Below are 18,750 nucleotides of genomic sequence, written 5' to 3' on the forward strand. Positions count from 1 at the left end.
CCCACACCTCATCCGCCGCATCGACCCGAGTACGCTCGTAACCGTGACCGAACGCGCTCCTCTCTCCCGCAAGCTGTCCGCCATCGCCGAGTCCGCGACCCTCAAGGTCGACGCCAAGGCCAAGGCCCTCAAGGCCGAGGGCAAGCCCGTCATCTCGTATGCCGCGGGCGAGCCCGACTTCGCCACCCCCCAGTTCATCGTGGACGCGGCGGCTGAGGCGCTGGCCGACCCGGCGAGCTATCGCTACACCCCTGCTCCCGGCCTCCCGGCGCTGCGCGAGGCGATCGCCGCAAAGACGCTCCGCGACTCCGGACTCGAGGTCTCCCCCGCACAGGTCATCGTCACCAACGGCGGCAAGCAGTCGGTGTACCAGGCGTTCCAGGCGGTCGTGAACCCGGGCGACGAGGTGCTGCTCCCGGCCCCGTACTGGACGACCTACCCGGAGGCGATCCGTCTCGCCGACGGCACCCCGGTCGAGGTCTTCGCGGGCGCCGACCAGGAGTACAAGGTCACCGTCGAGCAGCTCGAGGCCGCCCGGACCGACCGCACCACCGTCCTCGTCTTCGTGTCGCCGTCGAACCCCACCGGTTCCGTGTACACGGCCGAGGAGACGAAGGCCATCGGCGAGTGGGCCGTGGAGCACGGCATCTGGATCATCAGCGACGAGATCTACCAGAACCTCACCTACCCTTCGACGGGCTCAGGGACCGCGGTGACGGCGACCTCGATCGTGGATGCCGTGCCGGAGGCCGCGAACCAGACGATCCTCGTCAACGGCGTGGCCAAGACCTATGCCATGACCGGCTGGCGCGTGGGCTGGATGGTGGGCCCTGCCGACGCCATCAAGATCGCCGGCAACCTGCAGTCGCACCTCACGAGCAACGTCAACAACGTCGCGCAGAAGGCGGCGATCGCGGCGCTCAACGGTCCGCAGGACGAGGCCGAGAAGATGCGCGAGGCCTTCGACCGCCGCCGTCAGCTCATCGTGTCGGAGCTGTCGAAGATCGACGGGCTCGTGGTGCCGAACCCGCTCGGCGCGTTCTACGTCTACCCCGATGTGCAGGGCCTGCTCGGCCGCACCTGGGGCGGCGTGACCCCGACGACGTCCCTCGAGCTCGCCGACCTCATCCTCGACCAGGCCGAGGTCGCCGTCGTCCCCGGAGAGGCGTTCGGTCCGTCCGGCTACATCCGCATGTCGTATGCGCTCGGCGACGACCAGCTCCTCGAGGGCGTCCAGCGCCTCCAGCGCCTGTTCTCCTCCTCTTCCTCCTGACCCCGAGACCCCGCTTTACCGCCGAGACCCCCTCGTACCTGCGCAGGTAGGAGGGGGTCTCGGCGTGAACCCGGGGTCTCGGGTCAGTCTTCGGGGTGGAAGCCGATCAGCCAGCGGATGCCGTAGCGGTCGACGAGGGTGCCGTCGACATCTCCCCACGGGCGCTGCTGCAGCGGGTCGATGACGCGGCCGCCGCCGGAAAGCTCGTCGTACCAGCGGGTCAGCGTTCCGGGGTCGGCTGTTCCGAGGAGCGAGAGGAACATCCCGCTCATCTGGACGGCGTCGTCATCGGCTCCCGCGTCCGCTCCGGCGAGTTCGACCGGACCGCCGAGCTGTCCGTGCGCGACCGCGTCGCCCGGGCCGTCGTGGCGGCCGGCGCTTGCGTAGTCCATCAGCTGGAGCTCACCGCCGAACACATCGCGGTAATGGCCGAGTGCTTCGGCGGCGTTGCCGGGGAACAGCAGGTACGGGATCAGTCCGCTCATCCCGCGAGCGTAGTCCGCGGCGGCTCCGGTCACCACCTGCCGAGAACGACGGACGGCCGCCACCCGGAGGTGACGGCCGTTCGTGCGAGCGCGGTCAGGAGACCGGGATCACCGCGTACAGCACCCAGGTCAGCACGAATCCGGAGACCCCGAGCACCGTCGTCAGAGGCGTCCACGTGCGCAGGCCGTCCTTGACCGAGAGACCGAGGTACCGCGTGACCACCCAGAAGCCGGAGTCGTTCACGTGGCTGAGGCCGAGGCCACCGTAGCCGATGGCGACCGCGAGCAGCGCGGTGTGCACAGTGTCGAGTCCCATCGCGGAGACCGAGGGCAGGAGGAGGCCCGCGGTCGTCGCGATCGCGACGGTGGCCGACCCCTGAGCCGCACGCATGATGAGCGAGATGAGGAAAACCGCGAGCAGCAGGGGCATCCCGCTGGAGGCGAGCACCTCGGCGACCGCGCTGCCGATCCCGGTCTCGGTGAGGACGCGGCCGAAGGCGCCACCGGCACCGGTGACGAGGATGATGACCGCAGCGGCCGGCAGCGCCGACTCCATGACCTCGCCGAGGTGCGCAGCCGACCAGCCGCGGCGCACGCCGAGCAGGTACATCGCGGCGGCGATCGCGACCATGAGCGCGAAGATCGGCTGGCCGACCATGCTGAGGAATCCGTTCCAGAACGTGCCCGCCTCGAACAGCGGCGCCACGGCGGTGCCGAGCATGATGAGCACGAGCGGCAGGAGGATGAGGCCGAGGACCGTGCCGGCGCCCGGCGCCTTCTCGCCCTCGCCGAGTCCGCCGGTGAGCGTCGACTTCTCCGTGCCGAAGTTGTCGTACATCTCCTTGGTGGCGGCGAGCATCGCGAACTCACGGGTGTTGATCCACTTCGCCACGAGGTAGGACAGGACCGCGAGCGGCACAGAGATCGCGAGCGCGAAGATCGTCACCCAGCCGATGTCGGCGCCGAGGATCGCGGACCCACCGACGATGCCCGGGTGCGGTGGCACCGCGACGTGCACGGCGAGCATGATGCCGGCGACCGGGAGACCGAACTTGATCGGGTTGAGACCGGCCACCTTCGAGAAGGCGAACACGATGGGGATGAGGATGATGAAGCCGGCGTCGAAGAACACCGGGATCGCCAGGATGCCGGCGGCGATGACGAGCGCGATGCCGACGCGCTTCGGGCCCAGCCAGCCGGTGAAGCGCCCCGCGAGCGACTCGGCACCGCCGGACAGCTCGATGATCTTGCCGAGCATCGACCCGAGGGCGACGAGTACCGCGACCGAACCGAGGGTGCCGCCGACACCGGCGATGATCGCCTGGATGACGCCGAGCTGCTCGGGGGTGTCGCCGTCGGCGGGGATCGTGGTCAGCGGCAGGCCTGCCGCGATGCCGACGATGATCGATACGAGGATGAGGGCGTAGAACGCCTGCATCTTGAACCGGATGATGAGCAGGAGCAGCAGGCCGAGGCCCGCCAGGCCGATCAGGATGAGGATCGGAAGAGGAAGCATCTCTGGATCTCTTCTTTCAGTGAGGGCGCGACGTCGCGCTCAGGACAGTCGTTCGGGTGCGACGACGCGGATGACGGCGGAGTCGTCCAGGGCGCCGAGGCCCTGCGCTTCGCCGAGGAGGAACAGCTGCTCGGCCGCGGCGGCGACCGGCGTGGACAGGTGCGCACGGCGCGCGGCGTCGCCGACGATGCCGAGGTCCTTGACGAAGATGTCGAGGCGGCTGAGCACCTCCGCGCCGTCCTCGTCGTACGCCTGCAGGGCGCGCGGGCCGCGGTTGCCGAGCATGAAGGAGTTGGCAGCCCCGGCGGTCAGCGCGTCGAGTGTGCGGGCGCGGTCCAGGCCGAGGGCGTCCGCGAGGGCGAGCGCTTCCGCGGCCGCGGCGATGTGCACGCCGCAGAGGAGCTGGTTGACGGTCTTCAGCGCCTGGCCGTCGCCGGGCTTGTCGCCGACGATGGACAGCGTGGAGGCGAGCTGGTCGAGCACTGGGCGCGCCGTCTCCAGAGCGCTCGGGGTGGCGCCGACGACGATGAGGAGGTCGCCCTCCCCCGCCCGGACCGGACCACCGGAGAGCGGGGCGTCCACGAGCTGCGCACCGTGCGCGGCGAGCTGGGTGGCGATCGCGTCGATGCCGTCCGTCCCCACCGTGCTGGTGAGGATCACGACCGCACCCTCGGCGAGGTGCGGGGCGAGCCCGTCCTCACCGAACAGCAGGGCGTCGAGCTGCGCGCCGGTGCGCACGGCGACGAGCACCGCGTCGGCACCGTCCACGGCGTCGGCTGCGGACGATGCCGGCGTCACGCCCGCCTCCGCCGCGAGAGCGATGCGTTCGGCGGCGATGTCGAAGCCGCGCACGGCGAAGCGCTCGGCGAGGCGGGTGGCCATCGGCAGCCCCATGGCGCCGAGTCCGATGACAGCGACGGTGGATGTCATGAGTGTCCTTCCGGGTTGTTTCCATCGTCGCCTGCGAGAGTGGCGACGACGGTGACGAGGGAGTCCGCGTCGCCGACGTTGCCGGCGAACACGACGTACGGGATGCCGACCGCGGGGCCGGTCTCCGGCTGCCACAGCGACACGAGGCCGGGCAGCATGGGGCCGAGCACGGTGGCCCGGCGGATCTCGAGCGCTTCACTGGCGACGTCGCTCGACGTGATGCCGCCCTTCGCGATGACGAAGCGGGGCGGCGCGATGGCGAGCACTCGACGCACGAGGTCGACCACTCCGCTGGAGATGCGGCGGGCGATCGCGAGGCTCTCGTCACCGTCGGCGCCGGTGACGAGTTCGCGGGTGGTGTGCACGATCACGGTACCCGTGGCGAGGGCGTCGGCGACCGCGTGCGCCTGCGTCTCGAGGTGGGTCTCGCGCTCGGGGCCGATGAGGGCGCGCACGTCGAGCTCGATCGTGCGGGTGTTCGGTCGAGCTGCCGTGAGGGCCTCGAGCTGGGCGGTGGTGAGCGGCACGTGGCTGCCGACGACCACGAGGCCGCCGCGGTCGTGCGCGAAGGGGATGTCCTCCGCGCGTACCGGATCGGCGATCTCCTGCCCGATGTGCGCGCGCACGTAGGGCGGGCCGACCCGGAGGAGCACGTCGCGGTCCCGCAGGCGGTGCAGCGCCAGAGCGACGACGCGCATATCGGATTCCTCGACCACGTCGACCGCGACGACCGTGCCGTCGGTCAGGGTTGCGAGGAAGCCGGCCACGGCGTCCACGCCCGCGCGGATGGTGCGGATGTCGAGGCCCGCGACCGCGGACGCCGGGATGCGGCCACCCGTCTTCTCGGCGACCCATTCGCGCAGGTCTGAGGACGCGTAGCCGAAGGTCGCGTCGGCCGCGAAGGGGGTCTCGCCCACCGGGGTCGCCTCGCCGTCGGTCACCCAGTAGTGCACGGAGTCGACCGTGATCCGGCCGGCGTCGGGGAAGGCGGGGACGAGCAGGGTCAGCGCGGGGGCGCGACCGGAGCGGGAGCCGATCTCCGCGGAGAGGACGTCGGTCTCGAGCGGGAAGTGCCCGCGCAGCGTCGAGTCGCCGCGCGAGACGAACGTGACGCGCCGCCCCTGGGCCTCGGCGGCGGCGAGAGCCACGTCGACGATCTCGCGGTTGCGGATGGCCGCGGCGTCTTCGTCGAGCGACCGGGTGTTCGTGAGCACGTATACCGCGGCGGCGCCGGTGGCGAGCGCCTCGTCCAGGTCGGCACGCTCCCACCGGGTGAGGACGGGGAGGTTCGCGACCGACTGCGTGCCGGTGGGGTCGTCGTCCAGGACGACCAGCACATCCGTGGGATCGACCTCTGCACGGACGTCGGCGGCGGTGACGGCGACAGGTGCAGGCAGGGGGGCCAGCAGGGCGTCGATGTGCACACGAACTCCTTCGTTCCGGGAGATGGTCCGTGGTGGGGGCCACGGACCAGGGGAATCTGCATCGTTATCCGATATCAGATAACGACGAGCGTACCTCACGATCATCGCGGCTCCAAACCGACGGGGAGCGCGCGGATCAGCGACCGTGGACGAAGTGCAGCAGGTCGTCGCGGGTCTGGCGCATGTGACTGCGCATGGCCTGACGAGCGGCCGCGCCGGAGCCGGTTCGCATCGCCTCCAGCACCGCCGCATGCTCGGCCAGCGCGTGCTCGCGGATCTCCGGGATGGCGCTCGTCTCACTGCGGGTCGCCTGGAGCATCGTCGTGAGGGGACGCATCGAGGCGACGAGGATGCGGTTCTCCGCCGCGCGGATGATCACGTCGTGGAAGGCGAGGTCCGCCGCGACGAACGCATCCACGTCGGCCCGCTCGTGGGCCGCCTGCATCTCCTCGAGGAGTGCGGCCATCTCGGCGAGGTGCTCCTCGGTGCGCCGACCCGCCGCGAACTCCGCTGCTCCGGTCTCGAACATCATGCGCATCTCGAGCATCTCCAGCGACGAGCGCTCACGAGCGCCCGCGCTCTGGGCGTGCCGGACGACCGCGTCGAGGCCCGTCCACTCGTCGGTCGGCGCGATGCGGTGCCGGGTGCCCGGAACGGCGACGATCACGCCCTGCGCCTGCAGGAGACGGACACCCTCGCGCATCGTGAGACGGGAGACCCCGAACTGCTCCGCCAGCTCCCCCTCGGGAGGCAGCGGCTGCCCGGCCTCGAGCCGGCCCGCGATGATGGCGTCGAGCAGTCCGTCCACGACCGCCTGCGTCCGCGACACCCGCTCGACCTTCGTCACAGGTCGACGCCCACCAGCACGGGCTCCGGCTGCAGCACGAGGCCGAACTCGGCGTGCACGCGGTTCTGGATGAAACGGGCGAGCTCGGCGACCTCGGCCGCCGTGGCACCACCCCGGTTGGTGAGCGCCAGGGCGTGCTTGGTCGAGACGGACGCCCGCGAGCGGGGCAGCTTGAACCCCTTGCGGATGCCCGCCTGCTCGATGAGCCACGCGGCGCTCACCTTCACGTCGGGGGCCTCGGTCTTCGTCGGCGGCACGTGCCCGTCGTACGAGGCGAGGGGGATGACGGTGACCGCGTCGAGGTCGGGGGCCACCGGCCACCGCGGGCACTCCGGCGGGAGGGACCGGGCCTGAGCGGCCGTGACGATCGCGTTCTGGAAGAAGGAGCCGACGCCATGCGTGTCCGGATCGTCCGCATCGAGCAGCATGCCCTTCGATGCGCGGGTGGCGAGGATGCGCTCGCGCACCCAGGTCAGCGGCACCGGGGTGTCGTCGGTCAGGCCGAGGGCGCGACGCAGCTGCTCCCCGCGCACCACGCGCTCGCGGGCGACCAGCAGATCGACCGTGACGGACAGGATCACGGCACGACGCTGCGGCTCGCTGCCGTGGTGATGCTTGAGCACCGAGGTGCGGAATCCGAGCCCGAGCTCCGTCGCCGGCACGGTGGAGATCTCGTCGGAGCCCTCATCGATCAGCTCGACCTCGACGAGGGTCTCCTGGATCTCCTGGCCGTAGGCGCCGATGTTCTGCACGGGTGACGCGCCGACCGTGCCGGGGATGCCGCTCATCGCCTCCAGCCCGGCGTACCCGCGCTCGACCGCGTACGACACCAGGTCGTCCCAGCTGTGTCCGGCCTGCACACGCAGACGGACGCGACCGGGATGCGGCGACGGAAGCTCCTCGACGCCCCGGGTCCGGATGCGGATGACGGTGCCCTCGAACGGCTCGTCGCCGACGAAGAGGTTCGAGCCCCCTCCGAGCACCAGCCAGGGGTCGCCCTCCGCCCAGGTCTCGCGGAGGACCGAGACGAGCTCCGCCGTCGTCGTCGCCTCGCGCATGTGCGCAGGCGCAGCGCCGGTGCGGAGCGTGGTGAGCTCGGCCAGGCGGATCGGCTCGACCTCGCTCATCGGACGGCGACGCGCAGCTGCGCCTTGACGAGCACGGTGGTGTCGCCGGTCGTGACCTTGAGGTCGATGCGCGCGGACTCCTCGTCCACGGCGCCGACCGTCGCGACGACGTGCACATCGGCGCCGGTCTCGGGGTCGACCACCACCGGCTTCGTGAAGCGCACGCCGTAATCGAGGATCCGGGTCTGCGGGTCGAGCGCGGCCACGACCACCGACGAGGCGATGCCCATGGTCAGCATGCCGTGCGCGAGCACGCCGGGAAGGCCCACCGCGGCGGCGACGTCGTCGCGGTAGTGGATCGGGTTGAAGTCGCCGGAGGCTCCGGCGTAGCGGACGAGCGACTCCCTCGTCAGGTGCACGGTGCGCTCGGCGAGCACGTCTCCCACGGTGAACGCGCTCATGCGGTCTCCTCCTCGGCGCCGACGAGCAGGACGCTGGTGGCGGTCACCACGTGCGCGCCCGCTTCGTCGGTGATCTCGGCCTCGCTCGTGATCATGGCGTTCCCGCCCATCATGCGGATGCCGGTGACACGCAGCTGCGCCGTCAGCTCGTCTCCCGCGACGATCGGCCTGGTGTAGCGGAATCGCTGCTCCGCGTGGATCGTGCGCGCCAGCACGATGCCGGAGTCCGGCTCGGCCAGCAGCTGCTGGAGCGTGAGGTCCTGCAGGACCATCGCGAAGGTCGGCGGCGCGACGACGTCGGCGAAGCCGGCTGTACGGGCGGCCTCGACGTCGGTGTGCTGGGGGGCGTCGGCGAAGACGGCGCGCGCGAACTCGCGCACCTTCTCCCGCCCGACGAGGTAGGGGGCGGTCGGCGGGAACTCCCGGCCGACGAGTTCTTGGTTCACTGCCACCCGTCGATCCTACCGAGGCACGCCGACAGTCCGGTCCGGGCGCGGCCGGCGGAAACCGGGTCAGCCGCGCCGGCGGCCGCGGACGGCCTTGAGGGCCATCTGCACGGCGATCACCATGAGATACGCGGCGAAGAGGAGGTTCCCGACGGTCGGGTCGACGATGGTCGCCAGCCACGCGCCGAGGGCCGTGGTGGTGCACGCCGAGACGCCGATGAGCAGTGCGGCCAGGAGGTCGACGTTGCGGTTGCGGAGGTTGCCGACTGTGCCGGAGAGAGCCGTCGGGATCATCATGAGCAGCGAGGTGCCCTTCGCGACGAGGTCGCTCGTCCCGAACGCGAGCATGAGCACCGGGACGACGATGACGCCGCCGCCGACGCCGATGAGGCCGGCCAGGACGCCGGTGCCGATTCCGACGACCACCAGGGCGATCCCGGTCAGCCAGGTGAGCTCGAAGACGGCGTCGCGCGACGGGATCACGAGGAAGAGGCTCACGATCACGACGACGAGGAAGCCGACGAAGCCCCAGCGGAGGGCGGTCTGCGAGATCCGCGGGAGCAGGCGGGTGCCGATCTGCGCGCCGACCACGGCCCCGGCGGCGAGGATCAGCGCCGGGATCCAGGCGACGGAGCCCGATGCGGCGTAGGAGATGACGCCGACGGTCGCCGTCGGGACGATCGCCGCCAGCGAGGTTCCGGCTGCCAGCCGCTGGTCGAACGCGAGCAGGAGCACCAGCAGCGGGACGATGACCGTGCCGCCGCCGACGCCGAAGAGACCGGAGAGGAGGCCCGCGAGGAGGCCGATGCCGATGAATGCCGCGTAGGCGCGGGGCCCGCGTTTCAGGACCGTCGCATCGTTCACCGGATCAGCCTACTCCCGGCCTCTCCCCCGCCCGAATCGTTGCCGGGTCAAACCTCAGAGTCCGCTTTGACGGGCACCGCGATGGACTCCGTGAGCGCCTGCTCGTACCGGCGCTGCCGGCGCCGCAGCCACAGCCCGCCGGCGATGAGCAGCGCGAGGATGACGTAGGCGACCGCGGAGAACGGCTGCGCGATGAGCGTCGTCAGGTCGCCCTGGCTGAGCTGCAGCGCACGACGGAGCTGCTCCTCCCCCATCGGCCCCAGGATCATGCCCACCACCAGCGGCGCCACCGGGAATCCGTACCGCCGCAGGAAGTAGCCCAGGACGCCGATGATGAGCAGGATGAGGATGTCCACGACCGCGAAGTTCAGCGCGTACGCCCCGAAGGCGGCGAACAGGAGGATGCCGGCGTACAGGTACGGCCGCGGGATCTGCAGGAGCTTCACCCACATGCCCACCAGGGGCAGATTCAGCACGAGCAGGATCACGTTGCCGATGTAGAGGCTCGCCACCAGCGCCCAGACGAGGTCCGCCTGTCCGGTGAACAGCTGCGGCCCGGGCTGCAGGCCGTAGGTCTGGAACGCGGTGAGGATGATCGCCGCCGTCGCCGTCGTCGGCAGGCCCAGCGTCAGCAGCGGCACGAGCACGCCCGCGGCAGCCGCGTTGTTCGCCGACTCCGGGCCCGCGACACCCTCGATGGCCCCGCGGCCGAACTCGTCCTTGCGGCGCGAGAGCTTGCGCTCGGCGGCGTAGGACAGGAAGGTCGCCACGTCGGCCCCGCCGGCCGGGATCGTGCCGATCGGGAAGCCGATGGCGGTGCCGCGGAGCCAGGGCTTCCACGACCGACGCCAGTCGTCCTTCGTCATCCAGCTGCGCCACCCTCGGGAGACGGGAATCACGTCGATCGCGCCGTGCCGCAGGCGGGCCGCGACGTAGAGCGTCTCGCCGACGGCGAAGAGCCCGACGGCCACGAGCACCACGTCGATGCCGTCCGCCAACGGGAGCAGGCCGAGCGTGTAGCGCTGCTGCCCCGAGAGCCAGTCGGTGCCGACCAGGCCGAGGAACAGACCGACGCCGAGCGACAGCAGGCCACGCGACACGGAGGACCCCATCAGCGCACCGACCGTGACGAAGGCCACGACGATGAGGGCGACGTAGTCGGCCGGCCCGAGGTTCACGGCGAACTGCGCGAGTACCGGGGCGAGCAGCGTCAGGCCGACGGTCGCCAGGGTGCCCGCGACGAACGACCCGAGCGCCGCGGTGGCCAGGGCCGCCGCTCCCCTCCCGAGCTTGGCCATCTTGTTGCCCTCGATCGCCGTCACGATCGACGACGACTCCCCCGGCGTGTTCAGGAGGATGCTCGTGGTCGACCCCCCCGTACATCCCGCCGTAGTAGATCCCCGCGAACGTGATCAGCGCTGCGGCGGGTTCCAGCGTGTAGGTGAGCGGGAGGAGCAGGGCGACCGTCATCGCCGGCCCGATCCCGGGAAGGACGCCCACGGCGGTGCCGATCAGCACGCCGAAGAAGGCGAAGACGAGGTAGTGGGGCTGCAGCGCGGTCGCGAACCCCTCGAGGAGCAGACTCCAGCTGTCCATCAGAACATCCTTCCCAACCAGCCGAGCGCCGGTCCCCACGGGAGCGACAGCCCGAGCAGACCGCCGAACACGACCTGCACGACCAGCGCGATGATCACGCCGATGAGGAGCGCCGTCCACCAGCGCCGCGCACCGAGCGCCCAGGCGACGCCGCCGAACAGCAGGGCCGCGGCGGGTGCCCAGCCGAGCGGTTCGATGAGGAGCAGGTGCGCGACCACCAGCGCCACGATCTTCACGAGCGTCAGCCAGTCGGTCGGGAGGCTCTGATCGACGTCCTCTCCGTCCTCCGGCACACCGCGGTGTCCGCGGAAGATGCTCACGACGACGGCGAGCGACGAACCGAGCAGCAGCACGGAGACGAACAGCGGGAAGACCGTGGGCCCCACCTGGCCGCCTGCGGGCACATGGATGGTGAAGACCCCGGCGAACGCGAACACGCCGAGGGCCACCATGAGCAGGGCGAAGACGAGCTCCCCCCGCGGGAGGGACGCGACGAGGCGTGCGGACCGACGGGCGTCGGTCCGCACCTCCTCGCCGGGTCCGGAAGACCCGGTCGTCATCTCAGCCGACCAGCCCGATGTTCTGCAGCGTCGTGGTGACCTCGGCGATGTTGCCGTCCAGGAACTCGTCGAACTCCGCGCCCGTGAGGAACGCGTCCGCCCACCCCCGCGTCTCCAGCTCGTCCTTCCACGCGTCGGACGCCTCCAGCTCGGTGACGAGGCGCTCGAGCTCCGCGCGCTCGGCGTCGCTGATCCCGCCCGGGGCGATCACACCGCGCCAGTTGGTGAGCACGACGTCGTATCCGGAGTCGGTGATCGTGTCGACGTCCGGCAGCTGTGTGACCGGCTCCTCCGACGAGACAGCGAGGGCCTTCATGGTCCCGGCCTCGATGTGCTGCAGGAACTCGCCGACACCGGAGATGCCCGCCGAGACCTTGCCGCCGAGGATCAGCGACGTCGCCTCGCCGCCGCCCGAGTTGGGCGTGTAGTTCAGCTTCTCGGCGATCTCCGCGCCGTCGAGCCCTGCCTCCTCGAGCAGCAGCCCGGCGAGGATGTGATCGGCTCCTCCCGCGGAACCGCCGGTGATCGTGACCTCCTGGCCCTTGTCCACGACATCCTCGACGAGGTCTTCCAGAGTGTCGTACTCCGAGTCGGCGGGCACGACCACGACGAGCGGTTCATCCGTGAGCCGGGCGATCGGTGTCATGTCCTCGATGCGCACGGCGGAGGCGTTGGTCTCCACCGCTCCCACCATCACGAGGCCCATGACCATGAGCGTGGCCGGGTCCTTCTCGTTGGCGAGCTGTGCGAGGCCGACCGTGCCGCCCGCGCCGCCGACGTTGGTGACGGGCGCCGAGCCGACGATGTCCTCCTGCGTGAGCAGCTGCGACAGGGCCCGGCCCGTCTGGTCCCACCCTCCGCCCGGGTCGGCGGGGACGACGATGTTCACGTCGGTGATGGCGACCGCCTCATCGCCGCCGTCCGAGCCGGCGGCTCCGCCGTCGGTCGTCGAGCACGAGGTGAGGACGAGGGCGGTCGCGGCGACGGCTGCGGCGAGAGTCCCGATGCGGGCATGATTCATGGCGCTCCTCCTTGAGCGTTCGGATGCAATCCGTCCACTGTCGAGGCGCAGATGCGCACGCTCAACCTTCGGAAACCATTGGTCGCGTTCCGTAACTATTGGTCGCGAACACCTCTGCCGGCGGCTCGCGGCCCGGGAACCCAGCCGGGAGAATGGGACCGTGGCCTCGAAGATGACGCTCCGCGTGCAGCTGCTCGCGCTGCAGGCGCTGATCGTGTTCCTGGTGACCCTCGGCACCGGCATCGCCGCCGGAGCGTTCCAGGAGAACGCGCTCCGCGAGGCCTACAAGGACCGCATGCAGGCGGTCGCCCAGTCCGTCGCCGCGCTCCCCGTCGTCCTCGACGCCTTCGACGACGAGGATCCGGCCGCCGCCATCCAGCCGGTCGCCGAGGTCATCCGCGAGGCCTCCGACCTCGCCTACGTGGTGGTCGCCAACGACGAGGGCATCCGATACTCGCATCCGAACACCGACCGCATCGGGGAGCGGGTGTCCACCGACCCGTCGATCCCGCTGGGCGGGGAGATCTTCGTGGGCACGCAGACCGGCACGCTCGGGACGTCGTGGCGGGTGAAGGTGCCCGTCCGCGACGAGGACGGCGCGGTGATCGGCACAGCCTCGGTCGGCATCCTGGAGTCGGAGCTGAACGAGGAGTTCACCAGCAACCTCGTGGGACTCATCTCCGCCATGCTCGCTGCGGCGGTGCTCGGGGTCTTCGGCGCCGCGTGGGTGACGTCGTTCATCCGTCGCCGCATCTACCGTCTCGAGCCGCACCAGATCGCGGCGCTCGTCAAGAACCAGGAGACGACCCTGCACGGGCTGAGCGAAGGCGTCGTGACGGTGGACGGGGCCGGGCGGATCACCCTGGTCAACGATGCGGCCGCACGATTCCTCGGTCGCGATGCCGCCGACCTCGACGGCGCTCCCGCGGACGAGGTCCTCGGCACCGAGCTCGCCACGGTGCTCCGCGAGGGCGAGGCCGCGGGACGCCCTGTGATCGTCGGCTCGCATGTGCTCGTCGCCCGGAGCACGGCGTCCGGGAACGGCTCCGCCGATGTGGGGGCGACGCTCCTGCTCCGCGACCACACCGAGCTGCACGACGTCGTTCGCCGGGTCGAGGCGGCCGACGCCATCATCGCCTTCCGGGAGCGCTACGGCCTCCCGAAGGGTCTGAGCGCGGAGACGCTGGAGCGGGTCTCTGCGGCCCTCGTGGCCCGGCCCGACGCCTCGGCGACCGAGATCGGCGACGACCTGGCCATCTCCCGCGTCAGTGCCCGCCGCTACCTGGAGCACCTCGCGGCGACCGGACAGGCGGTGCGCTCGCTGGACTACTCCACGAAGGGACGGCCGGGGGCACGCTACCGGATCACCGCCCCTCGATGAACGACGAAGCCCGCCACCCCGGAAGGGGCGGCGGGCTTCGTGGGGAGAGAGGTCCTTACTCGGACTTCTTCTCGACAGCGTCCTCGGCGGCGGCCTCAGCGGCCTCGCCCTCGGCCTGCGACTCGGCGCCGGCCTCGGCAGCCGTGTCGTCGGCAGGGGTCTCGTCCGCGGGAGCCTCGACGGTCTCCTCGGCGGGAGCCTCCTCGGCGGCGGGCTTCTCGTCCTTCGGAGCCGCGGCGGCCTTCTTGGTCGACTTCGCCTTCGGGGTGACGGGCTCGAGGACGAGCTCGATCACGGCCATGGGAGCGTTGTCGCCCTTGCGGTTGCCGACCTTGGTGATGCGCGTGTAGCCACCCTCGCGGTCCGCGACGAGCGGAGCGATCTCGTTGAACAGGACGTGCACGACTTCCTTGTCACCGATGACCGACAGCACGCGACGGCGGGCGTGCAGGTCGCCGCGCTTGGCGAAGGTGATGAGGCGCTCGGCGAGCGGACGCAGGCGCTTGGCCTTCGTCTCGGTCGTCTTGATCGACTTGTGGGTGTACAGCGCAGCGGCGAGGTTGGCAAGCAGCAGGCGCTCGTGGGCGGGGCCGCCTCCGAGGCGGGGACCCTTGGTGGGCTTGGGCATAATCGTCTAACTCCTGGTCAGAAAGGGTCGGGTATCAGAAGGACTCGTCTTCGCTGCCGCCGTAGAAGTGGGCGCCGTCGAAACCGGGCACCGAATCCTTGAGCGACAGACCGAGCGAGATGAGCTTGTCGCGCACCTCGTCGACCGACTTCTGGCCGAAATTGCGGATGTTCATGAGCTGCGTCTCCGACAGGGCGACGAGCTCAGAAACGGTGTTGATGCCCTCACGCTTCAGGCAGTTGTACGAGCGGACCGACAGGTCGAGGTCCTCGATCGGCATCGACAGCTCGCTGGAGTTCACAGCCTCCACCGGCGCCGGGCCGATCTCGATGCCCTCGGCCTCGACGTTCAGCTCGCGGGCGAGACCGAACAGCTCGGTGAGCGTCTTGGCAGCCGAGGCGACGGCGTCGCGCGGGCTGATCGCCGACTTGGTCTCGACGTCGAGGATGAGCTTGTCGAAGTCGGTGCGCTCACCGGCACGGGTGGCGTCGACGCGGTAGCTGACCTTGAGCACGGGCGAGTAGATCGAGTCGATCGGGATCTGACCGGCCTCGGCGTACTCGTTGCGGTTCTGCGTCGCGGAGACGTAGCCACGGCCGCGCTCGATGGTGAGCTCGAGCTCGAACTTGGCGGTGTCGTTCAGCGTCGCGATGACGAGCTCGGGGTTGTGCACCTCGACACCGGCCGGAGCCGAGATGTCGGCGGCGGTCACTTCACCGGCACCGGTCTTGCGGAGGTACGCGGTGATGGGCTCGTCGCGCTCGCTGGAGACGACCAGCTGCTTGATGTTGAGGATGATCTCGGTGACATCCTCCTTCACGCCGGGGATCGTGCTGAACTCGTGCAGCACACCGTCGATGCGGACGCTGGTGACAGCGGCACCGGGGATCGACGACAGCAGGCTGCGGCGCAGCGCGTTGCCGATCGTGTAGCCGAAGCCGGGCTCCAGAGGCTCGATGATGAACCGGCTCCGGTTCTCGACGATCTTTTCCTCGGTCAGTGTGGGACGCTGTGCAATAAGCACTCTGTGTTCCTTTCGATCACATGCCCGCTATATGACATGTGGTGGGGTGAGGTCTTGAGTTGTGGAAGTCGATGCCCCACGCGGGGCGCCGAGCCGCTCGACCCGAAGGACGAGCGGCTCGGCACACGCATCAGACGCGGCGGCGCTTCGGCGGACGGCAGCCGTTGTGCGCCTGCGGGGTAACGTCCTGGATCGAACCCACCTCGAGGCCGGCGGCCTGCAGCGAGCGGATCGCGGTCTCGCGGCCGGAGCCCGGACCCTTCACGAGGACGTCGACCTTCTTCACGCCGTGCTCCGCAGCCTGGCGGGCAGCGGACTCCGCTGCCATGCCGGCGGCGTACGGGGTCGACTTGCGGGAGCCCTTGAAGCCCACGCCACCCGACGAGGCCCAGGCGATGACGGCGCCGGACGGGTCGGTGATCGAAACGATGGTGTTGTTGAACGTCGACTTGATGTGGGCCTGGCCCAGCGCGATGTTCTTCTTTTCCTTGCGGCGCGGCTTGCGCGCGGCGGCCTTGGGTGCAGCCATGAAAGTGTTCTCCTAGTCCCTGGCCGCTGCTTAGCGGGCCTTCTTCTTGCCGGCGACGGTGCGCTTCGGGCCCTTGCGGGTACGGGCGTTGGTCTTGGTGCGCTGACCGCGGACCGGGAGACCACGACGGTGGCGGATGCCCTCGTAGGAGCCGATCTCGACCTTGCGGCGGATGTCTGCGGCGACCTCGCGGCGCAGGTCACCCTCCACCTTGTAGTTGCCTTCGATGTAGTCGCGGAGGGCGACGAGCTGGTCGTCGCTGAGGTCCTTCACGCGGATGCTCTCGTCGATGTCGGTCGCCTTGAGGATCTCGACGGAGCGGGTACGGCCGACGCCGTAGATGTAGGTAAGGGCGATCACCACGCGCTTGTCGCGCGGGATGTCAACGCCGGCAAGACGTGCCATGCGGTTCTCCTGGGTGTTGTGGAGGTGTGGAGCAGGATCGGTGCCCGGGCCTCCGCCCCGAGGTGTCAGCTCCGCGTCGTCCGACAGGCGGGAACCTGGGTTCCTGAGCCTGTCGAAGGATCGAAGCGTCTGATCCTGCCGTTTCGTATTGAGTTATGAGATTGCGAGAGCGGCGCTCACGCAGCGGGGGCGCTCAGCCCTGGCGCTGCTTGTGACGCGGGTTGCTCTTGCAGATCACCATGACGCGGCCGTGGCGGCGGATCACCTTGCAGTGGTCGCAGATCGGCTTGACGCTGGGGTTGACCTTCATGATGTTTCCTGTTCGCTGTCTTCACCGGGCAGGCGCGGAGCCTGGGGTGTTACTTCTCGACCGATCAGCGGTAGCGGTAGACGATGCGGCCGCGGGTCAGGTCGTAGGGGCTGAGCTCCACGACCACACGGTCCTCGGGGATGATGCGGATGTAGTTCTGCCGCATCTTTCCGGAGATCGTTGCCAGGACCTTGTGTCCGTTGCTGAGCTCAACGCGGAACATCGCGTTGGGGAGAGCCTCGGAGATCACGCCCTCGATCTCGATGACACCGTCTTTCTTAGCCATAGCCTCGCTGACGCTTCTGCAGATCGGTCGATCTGCGGTGGGTGGGTGGTGTGCGGTACCGGGCCGGATCGGACACGCCGAACGCATGGCACAAGGCACCAAAGATCTATGTTATCCGACGATGCCCCATCCGGCAACTTGGCCGGACGGGGCGTCGAGCGGATGGGCGGGTGTCAGCCGAGCAGGTCGGTGAACCGCTTCATGTCTTCCTGGTTCTGCAGGTCGAGGCGCTCTCCGTCGATCTCGACGGTCGGCGTGCCCTGGATGTCGTTGCTCTTCGCCTGTGCGGCGCCGAACTTGCGGTACGTCTCGTCCGTGATGCAGGACACGACGTCGTCGCCCGCGCCGACCTGGGTGGCGAACTCGGCGAGCTGTTCGTTCGTCAGGCCGGGGGTGTTCTCCGCCGGCTGGTTCTCGAACAGGACCTTGGCGTAGTCGAAGTACAGGTCGGAGTCCGACTCGGCGACGCAGAACGCCGCGCCGGCCGAACGGGAGGAGAACTCGGTGCCCTGCGAGAAGCGGTCGAGGATCGCGATGGGGTGCTGCTCGAGCGTGATCTCCCCGCTCTGGGCCTTCGCCTCGAGCGCCGCACCGAACTGGTCCTCGAAGGACTTGCAGACCGGGCACTGGAAGTCGAGGAAGACCGACACGGTCGTGTCGCCGTCGCCCATGGAGACGGAGCCGGCCTCGGCGTCGAAGTTGTCGCTGGCGGACGGGGTGGCGCCGGGAGACGTCGCCTGGTTGTTGAGGAACACCACGAGTCCGCCGAGGGCCACCAGGACCACGACGACGGCGATGGAGACGCCGATCGCGAACCAGTTGGTGTTGCTCTTCGCCGCTGCCATTACTTTCCGATCTCTCGAGGCTCGACCCCGAACGGGGCGAGTCCGGCTCTTCCACCATCGGGCGCGGTGAGCACCCAGATGCCCCCATCATGCAGGGCGACGCTATGTTCCCAATGTGAGCCGTCGGTGCCGTCGACCGTGGTGACCGTCCAGTCGTCGTCCTCCACGAACGTCGCCTCACCCCCGGCGGTGACCATCGGCTCGATGGCGAGCACGAGTCCTGGCTTCACGTCCGCGCCGCGGTCTGGTGTCCGGTAGTTGAAGACGCTGGGCGCCTCGTGCATCTTCCGACCGATGCCGTGACCGACGTACTCGCGGAGGATGCCGTAGGGCTCGCCGCTCACGGCGGACGGCCCCTGCGCCTCGATGTAGTCCTGGATCGCGGCGCCGATCTCGTCGATCGAGGACGCCGAGGCCATCGCGGCGATCCCCGCCCACATCGACCCCTCCGTCACACGCGAGAGCTCCTCACGGCGGGCCACGAGCTCAGGGTGTTCGGGATCCGGGACGACGACGGTGATCGCGCTGTCGCCGTTCCAGCCCTCGAACTGGGCTCCGCAGTCGACCGAGACGATGTCGCCGGGCTGGAGGACCCGCTCCCCCGGGATGCCGTGCACGACCTGCTCGTTGACCGAGACGCAGATCGTGTGGTGATAGCCCTTGACGAGCTGGAAGTTCGACTCCGCACCCCGCTGCAGGATGGCGCGGTTCGCGGCGGCGTCGAGCTCGATCGTCTTCACCCCCGGCTTGATGAGGGCGCGGACGGCGTCCAGGGCCTCGGCGGTGATGAGGCCGGGTTCGACCATGGCTCGTAGCTGAGCCGGGGTCTTGTAGATCGAGCGGCGGAACATC

The 18,750-nt window shown here is 69.8% G+C and carries 21 protein-coding genes and 1 pseudogene; 2 read left to right on the forward strand and 20 right to left on the reverse strand.

Annotated features, from left to right (window positions below; translation table 11 throughout):
- Positions 1-43: 43 nt before the first annotated feature.
- Positions 44-1,273 carry a pyridoxal phosphate-dependent aminotransferase gene (locus tag AC3B5L_RS13540; protein WP_259954421.1) on the forward strand — a complete coding sequence of 410 codons (1,230 nt, stop codon included), beginning with the start codon at positions 44-46 and terminating at the stop codon, positions 1,271-1,273.
- An 83-nt stretch (positions 1,274-1,356) separates the two neighbouring features.
- Here AC3B5L_RS13540 and AC3B5L_RS13545 read toward each other — a convergent pair whose 3' ends face one another.
- The 12 genes and pseudogenes from AC3B5L_RS13545 to AC3B5L_RS13600 all read right to left on the reverse strand — a co-directional run bounded on the left by AC3B5L_RS13545 (position 1,357) and on the right by AC3B5L_RS13600 (position 12,490).
- Positions 1,357-1,758, reverse strand: a complete 402-nt coding sequence (locus AC3B5L_RS13545; RefSeq protein ID WP_187662224.1) for a VOC family protein — start codon at positions 1,756-1,758, stop codon at positions 1,357-1,359.
- 94 nt (positions 1,759-1,852) lie between these two features.
- Positions 1,853-3,274, reverse strand: coding sequence for a GntP family transporter (locus AC3B5L_RS13550; RefSeq protein WP_490095869.1), 1,422 nt, complete (start codon positions 3,272-3,274; stop codon positions 1,853-1,855).
- A gap of 39 nt (positions 3,275-3,313) precedes the next feature.
- A complete protein-coding gene (locus tag AC3B5L_RS13555; protein ID WP_259954422.1) occupies positions 3,314-4,204 on the reverse strand; it encodes an NAD(P)-dependent oxidoreductase in 891 nt (296 codons plus the stop codon).
- Complete coding sequence (locus tag AC3B5L_RS13560) at positions 4,201-5,628, reverse strand: four-carbon acid sugar kinase family protein (protein WP_259954424.1); 1,428 nt, start codon at positions 5,626-5,628, stop codon at positions 4,201-4,203. Before AC3B5L_RS13560 ends, AC3B5L_RS13555 begins: the two co-directional genes overlap by 4 nt.
- Positions 5,629-5,764: 136 nt before the next feature.
- Positions 5,765-6,475, reverse strand: a complete 711-nt coding sequence (locus AC3B5L_RS13565; protein WP_187662228.1) for a FadR/GntR family transcriptional regulator — start codon at positions 6,473-6,475, stop codon at positions 5,765-5,767.
- Positions 6,472-7,602 (reverse strand): UDP-N-acetylmuramate dehydrogenase, encoded by a 1,131-nt coding sequence (locus AC3B5L_RS13570; protein WP_187662229.1) that lies wholly within the window; start codon positions 7,600-7,602, stop codon positions 6,472-6,474. Before AC3B5L_RS13570 ends, AC3B5L_RS13565 begins: the two co-directional genes overlap by 4 nt.
- Positions 7,599-8,003 (reverse strand): MaoC/PaaZ C-terminal domain-containing protein, encoded by a 405-nt coding sequence (locus tag AC3B5L_RS13575; RefSeq protein ID WP_062632840.1) that lies wholly within the window; start codon positions 8,001-8,003, stop codon positions 7,599-7,601. Before AC3B5L_RS13575 ends, AC3B5L_RS13570 begins: the two co-directional genes overlap by 4 nt.
- Positions 8,000-8,455, reverse strand: coding sequence for a MaoC family dehydratase N-terminal domain-containing protein (locus AC3B5L_RS13580; protein WP_259954427.1), 456 nt, complete (start codon positions 8,453-8,455; stop codon positions 8,000-8,002). The genes AC3B5L_RS13575 and AC3B5L_RS13580 overlap by 4 nt, the downstream gene beginning before the upstream one ends.
- 60 nt (positions 8,456-8,515) lie before the next feature.
- Complete coding sequence (locus AC3B5L_RS13585) at positions 8,516-9,313, reverse strand: sulfite exporter TauE/SafE family protein (RefSeq protein WP_259954433.1); 798 nt, start codon at positions 9,311-9,313, stop codon at positions 8,516-8,518.
- A gap of 47 nt (positions 9,314-9,360) precedes the next feature.
- Positions 9,361-10,909, reverse strand: a pseudogene (locus tag AC3B5L_RS13590) (tripartite tricarboxylate transporter permease).
- Positions 10,909-11,469, reverse strand: coding sequence for a tripartite tricarboxylate transporter TctB family protein (locus tag AC3B5L_RS13595; protein ID WP_490095870.1), 561 nt, complete (start codon positions 11,467-11,469; stop codon positions 10,909-10,911). Before AC3B5L_RS13595 ends, AC3B5L_RS13590 begins: the two are co-directional and overlap by 1 nt.
- A gap of 1 nt (position 11,470) precedes the next feature.
- Positions 11,471-12,490: a Bug family tripartite tricarboxylate transporter substrate binding protein gene (locus AC3B5L_RS13600; protein WP_280564620.1), complete on the reverse strand. Its 1,020-nt coding sequence runs from the start codon at positions 12,488-12,490 to the stop codon at positions 11,471-11,473.
- 160 nt (positions 12,491-12,650) lie between these two features.
- Between AC3B5L_RS13600 and AC3B5L_RS13605 the strand changes: the two genes are divergently transcribed.
- Complete coding sequence (locus AC3B5L_RS13605; RefSeq protein WP_490095871.1) at positions 12,651-13,871, forward strand: PAS domain-containing protein; 1,221 nt, start codon at positions 12,651-12,653, stop codon at positions 13,869-13,871.
- Positions 13,872-13,926: 55 nt separating this feature from the next.
- On the opposite strand, the gene rplQ is transcribed toward AC3B5L_RS13605, so the two are convergent.
- The 8 genes from rplQ to map form a co-directional block, all read right to left on the reverse strand.
- Positions 13,927-14,499, reverse strand: coding sequence for a 50S ribosomal protein L17 (gene rplQ / locus AC3B5L_RS13610; RefSeq protein WP_187662241.1), 573 nt, complete (start codon positions 14,497-14,499; stop codon positions 13,927-13,929).
- Positions 14,500-14,533: 34 nt separating this feature from the next.
- Positions 14,534-15,523 (reverse strand): DNA-directed RNA polymerase subunit alpha, encoded by a 990-nt coding sequence (locus tag AC3B5L_RS13615; RefSeq protein ID WP_025102386.1) that lies wholly within the window; start codon positions 15,521-15,523, stop codon positions 14,534-14,536.
- Between the two features lie 130 nt (positions 15,524-15,653).
- Positions 15,654-16,052 (reverse strand): 30S ribosomal protein S11, encoded by a 399-nt coding sequence (gene rpsK, locus AC3B5L_RS13620; RefSeq protein ID WP_017829189.1) that lies wholly within the window; start codon positions 16,050-16,052, stop codon positions 15,654-15,656.
- Between the two features lie 30 nt (positions 16,053-16,082).
- On the reverse strand, positions 16,083-16,457 hold the full coding sequence (rpsM, locus tag AC3B5L_RS13625; RefSeq protein ID WP_187662242.1) for a 30S ribosomal protein S13: 375 nt from the start codon (positions 16,455-16,457) through the stop codon (positions 16,083-16,085).
- Between the two features lie 193 nt (positions 16,458-16,650).
- Entirely contained in the window at positions 16,651-16,767 is a 117-nt protein-coding gene (rpmJ, locus tag AC3B5L_RS13630; RefSeq protein ID WP_005050492.1) for a 50S ribosomal protein L36, read from the reverse strand.
- 64 nt (positions 16,768-16,831) lie between these two features.
- Entirely contained in the window at positions 16,832-17,053 is a 222-nt protein-coding gene (infA, locus tag AC3B5L_RS13635) for a translation initiation factor IF-1 (RefSeq protein WP_017201569.1), read from the reverse strand.
- Positions 17,054-17,226: 173 nt separating this feature from the next.
- Positions 17,227-17,898, reverse strand: coding sequence for a DsbA family protein (locus tag AC3B5L_RS13640; protein ID WP_187662243.1), 672 nt, complete (start codon positions 17,896-17,898; stop codon positions 17,227-17,229).
- Positions 17,898-18,749 carry a type I methionyl aminopeptidase gene (map, locus tag AC3B5L_RS13645; RefSeq protein WP_187662244.1) on the reverse strand — a complete coding sequence of 284 codons (852 nt, stop codon included), beginning with the start codon at positions 18,747-18,749 and terminating at the stop codon, positions 17,898-17,900. Before map ends, AC3B5L_RS13640 begins: the two co-directional genes overlap by 1 nt.
- Position 18,750 lies beyond the last annotated feature (1 nt).

Source organism: Microbacterium sp. C-MGS6 (genome assembly GCF_058140415.1).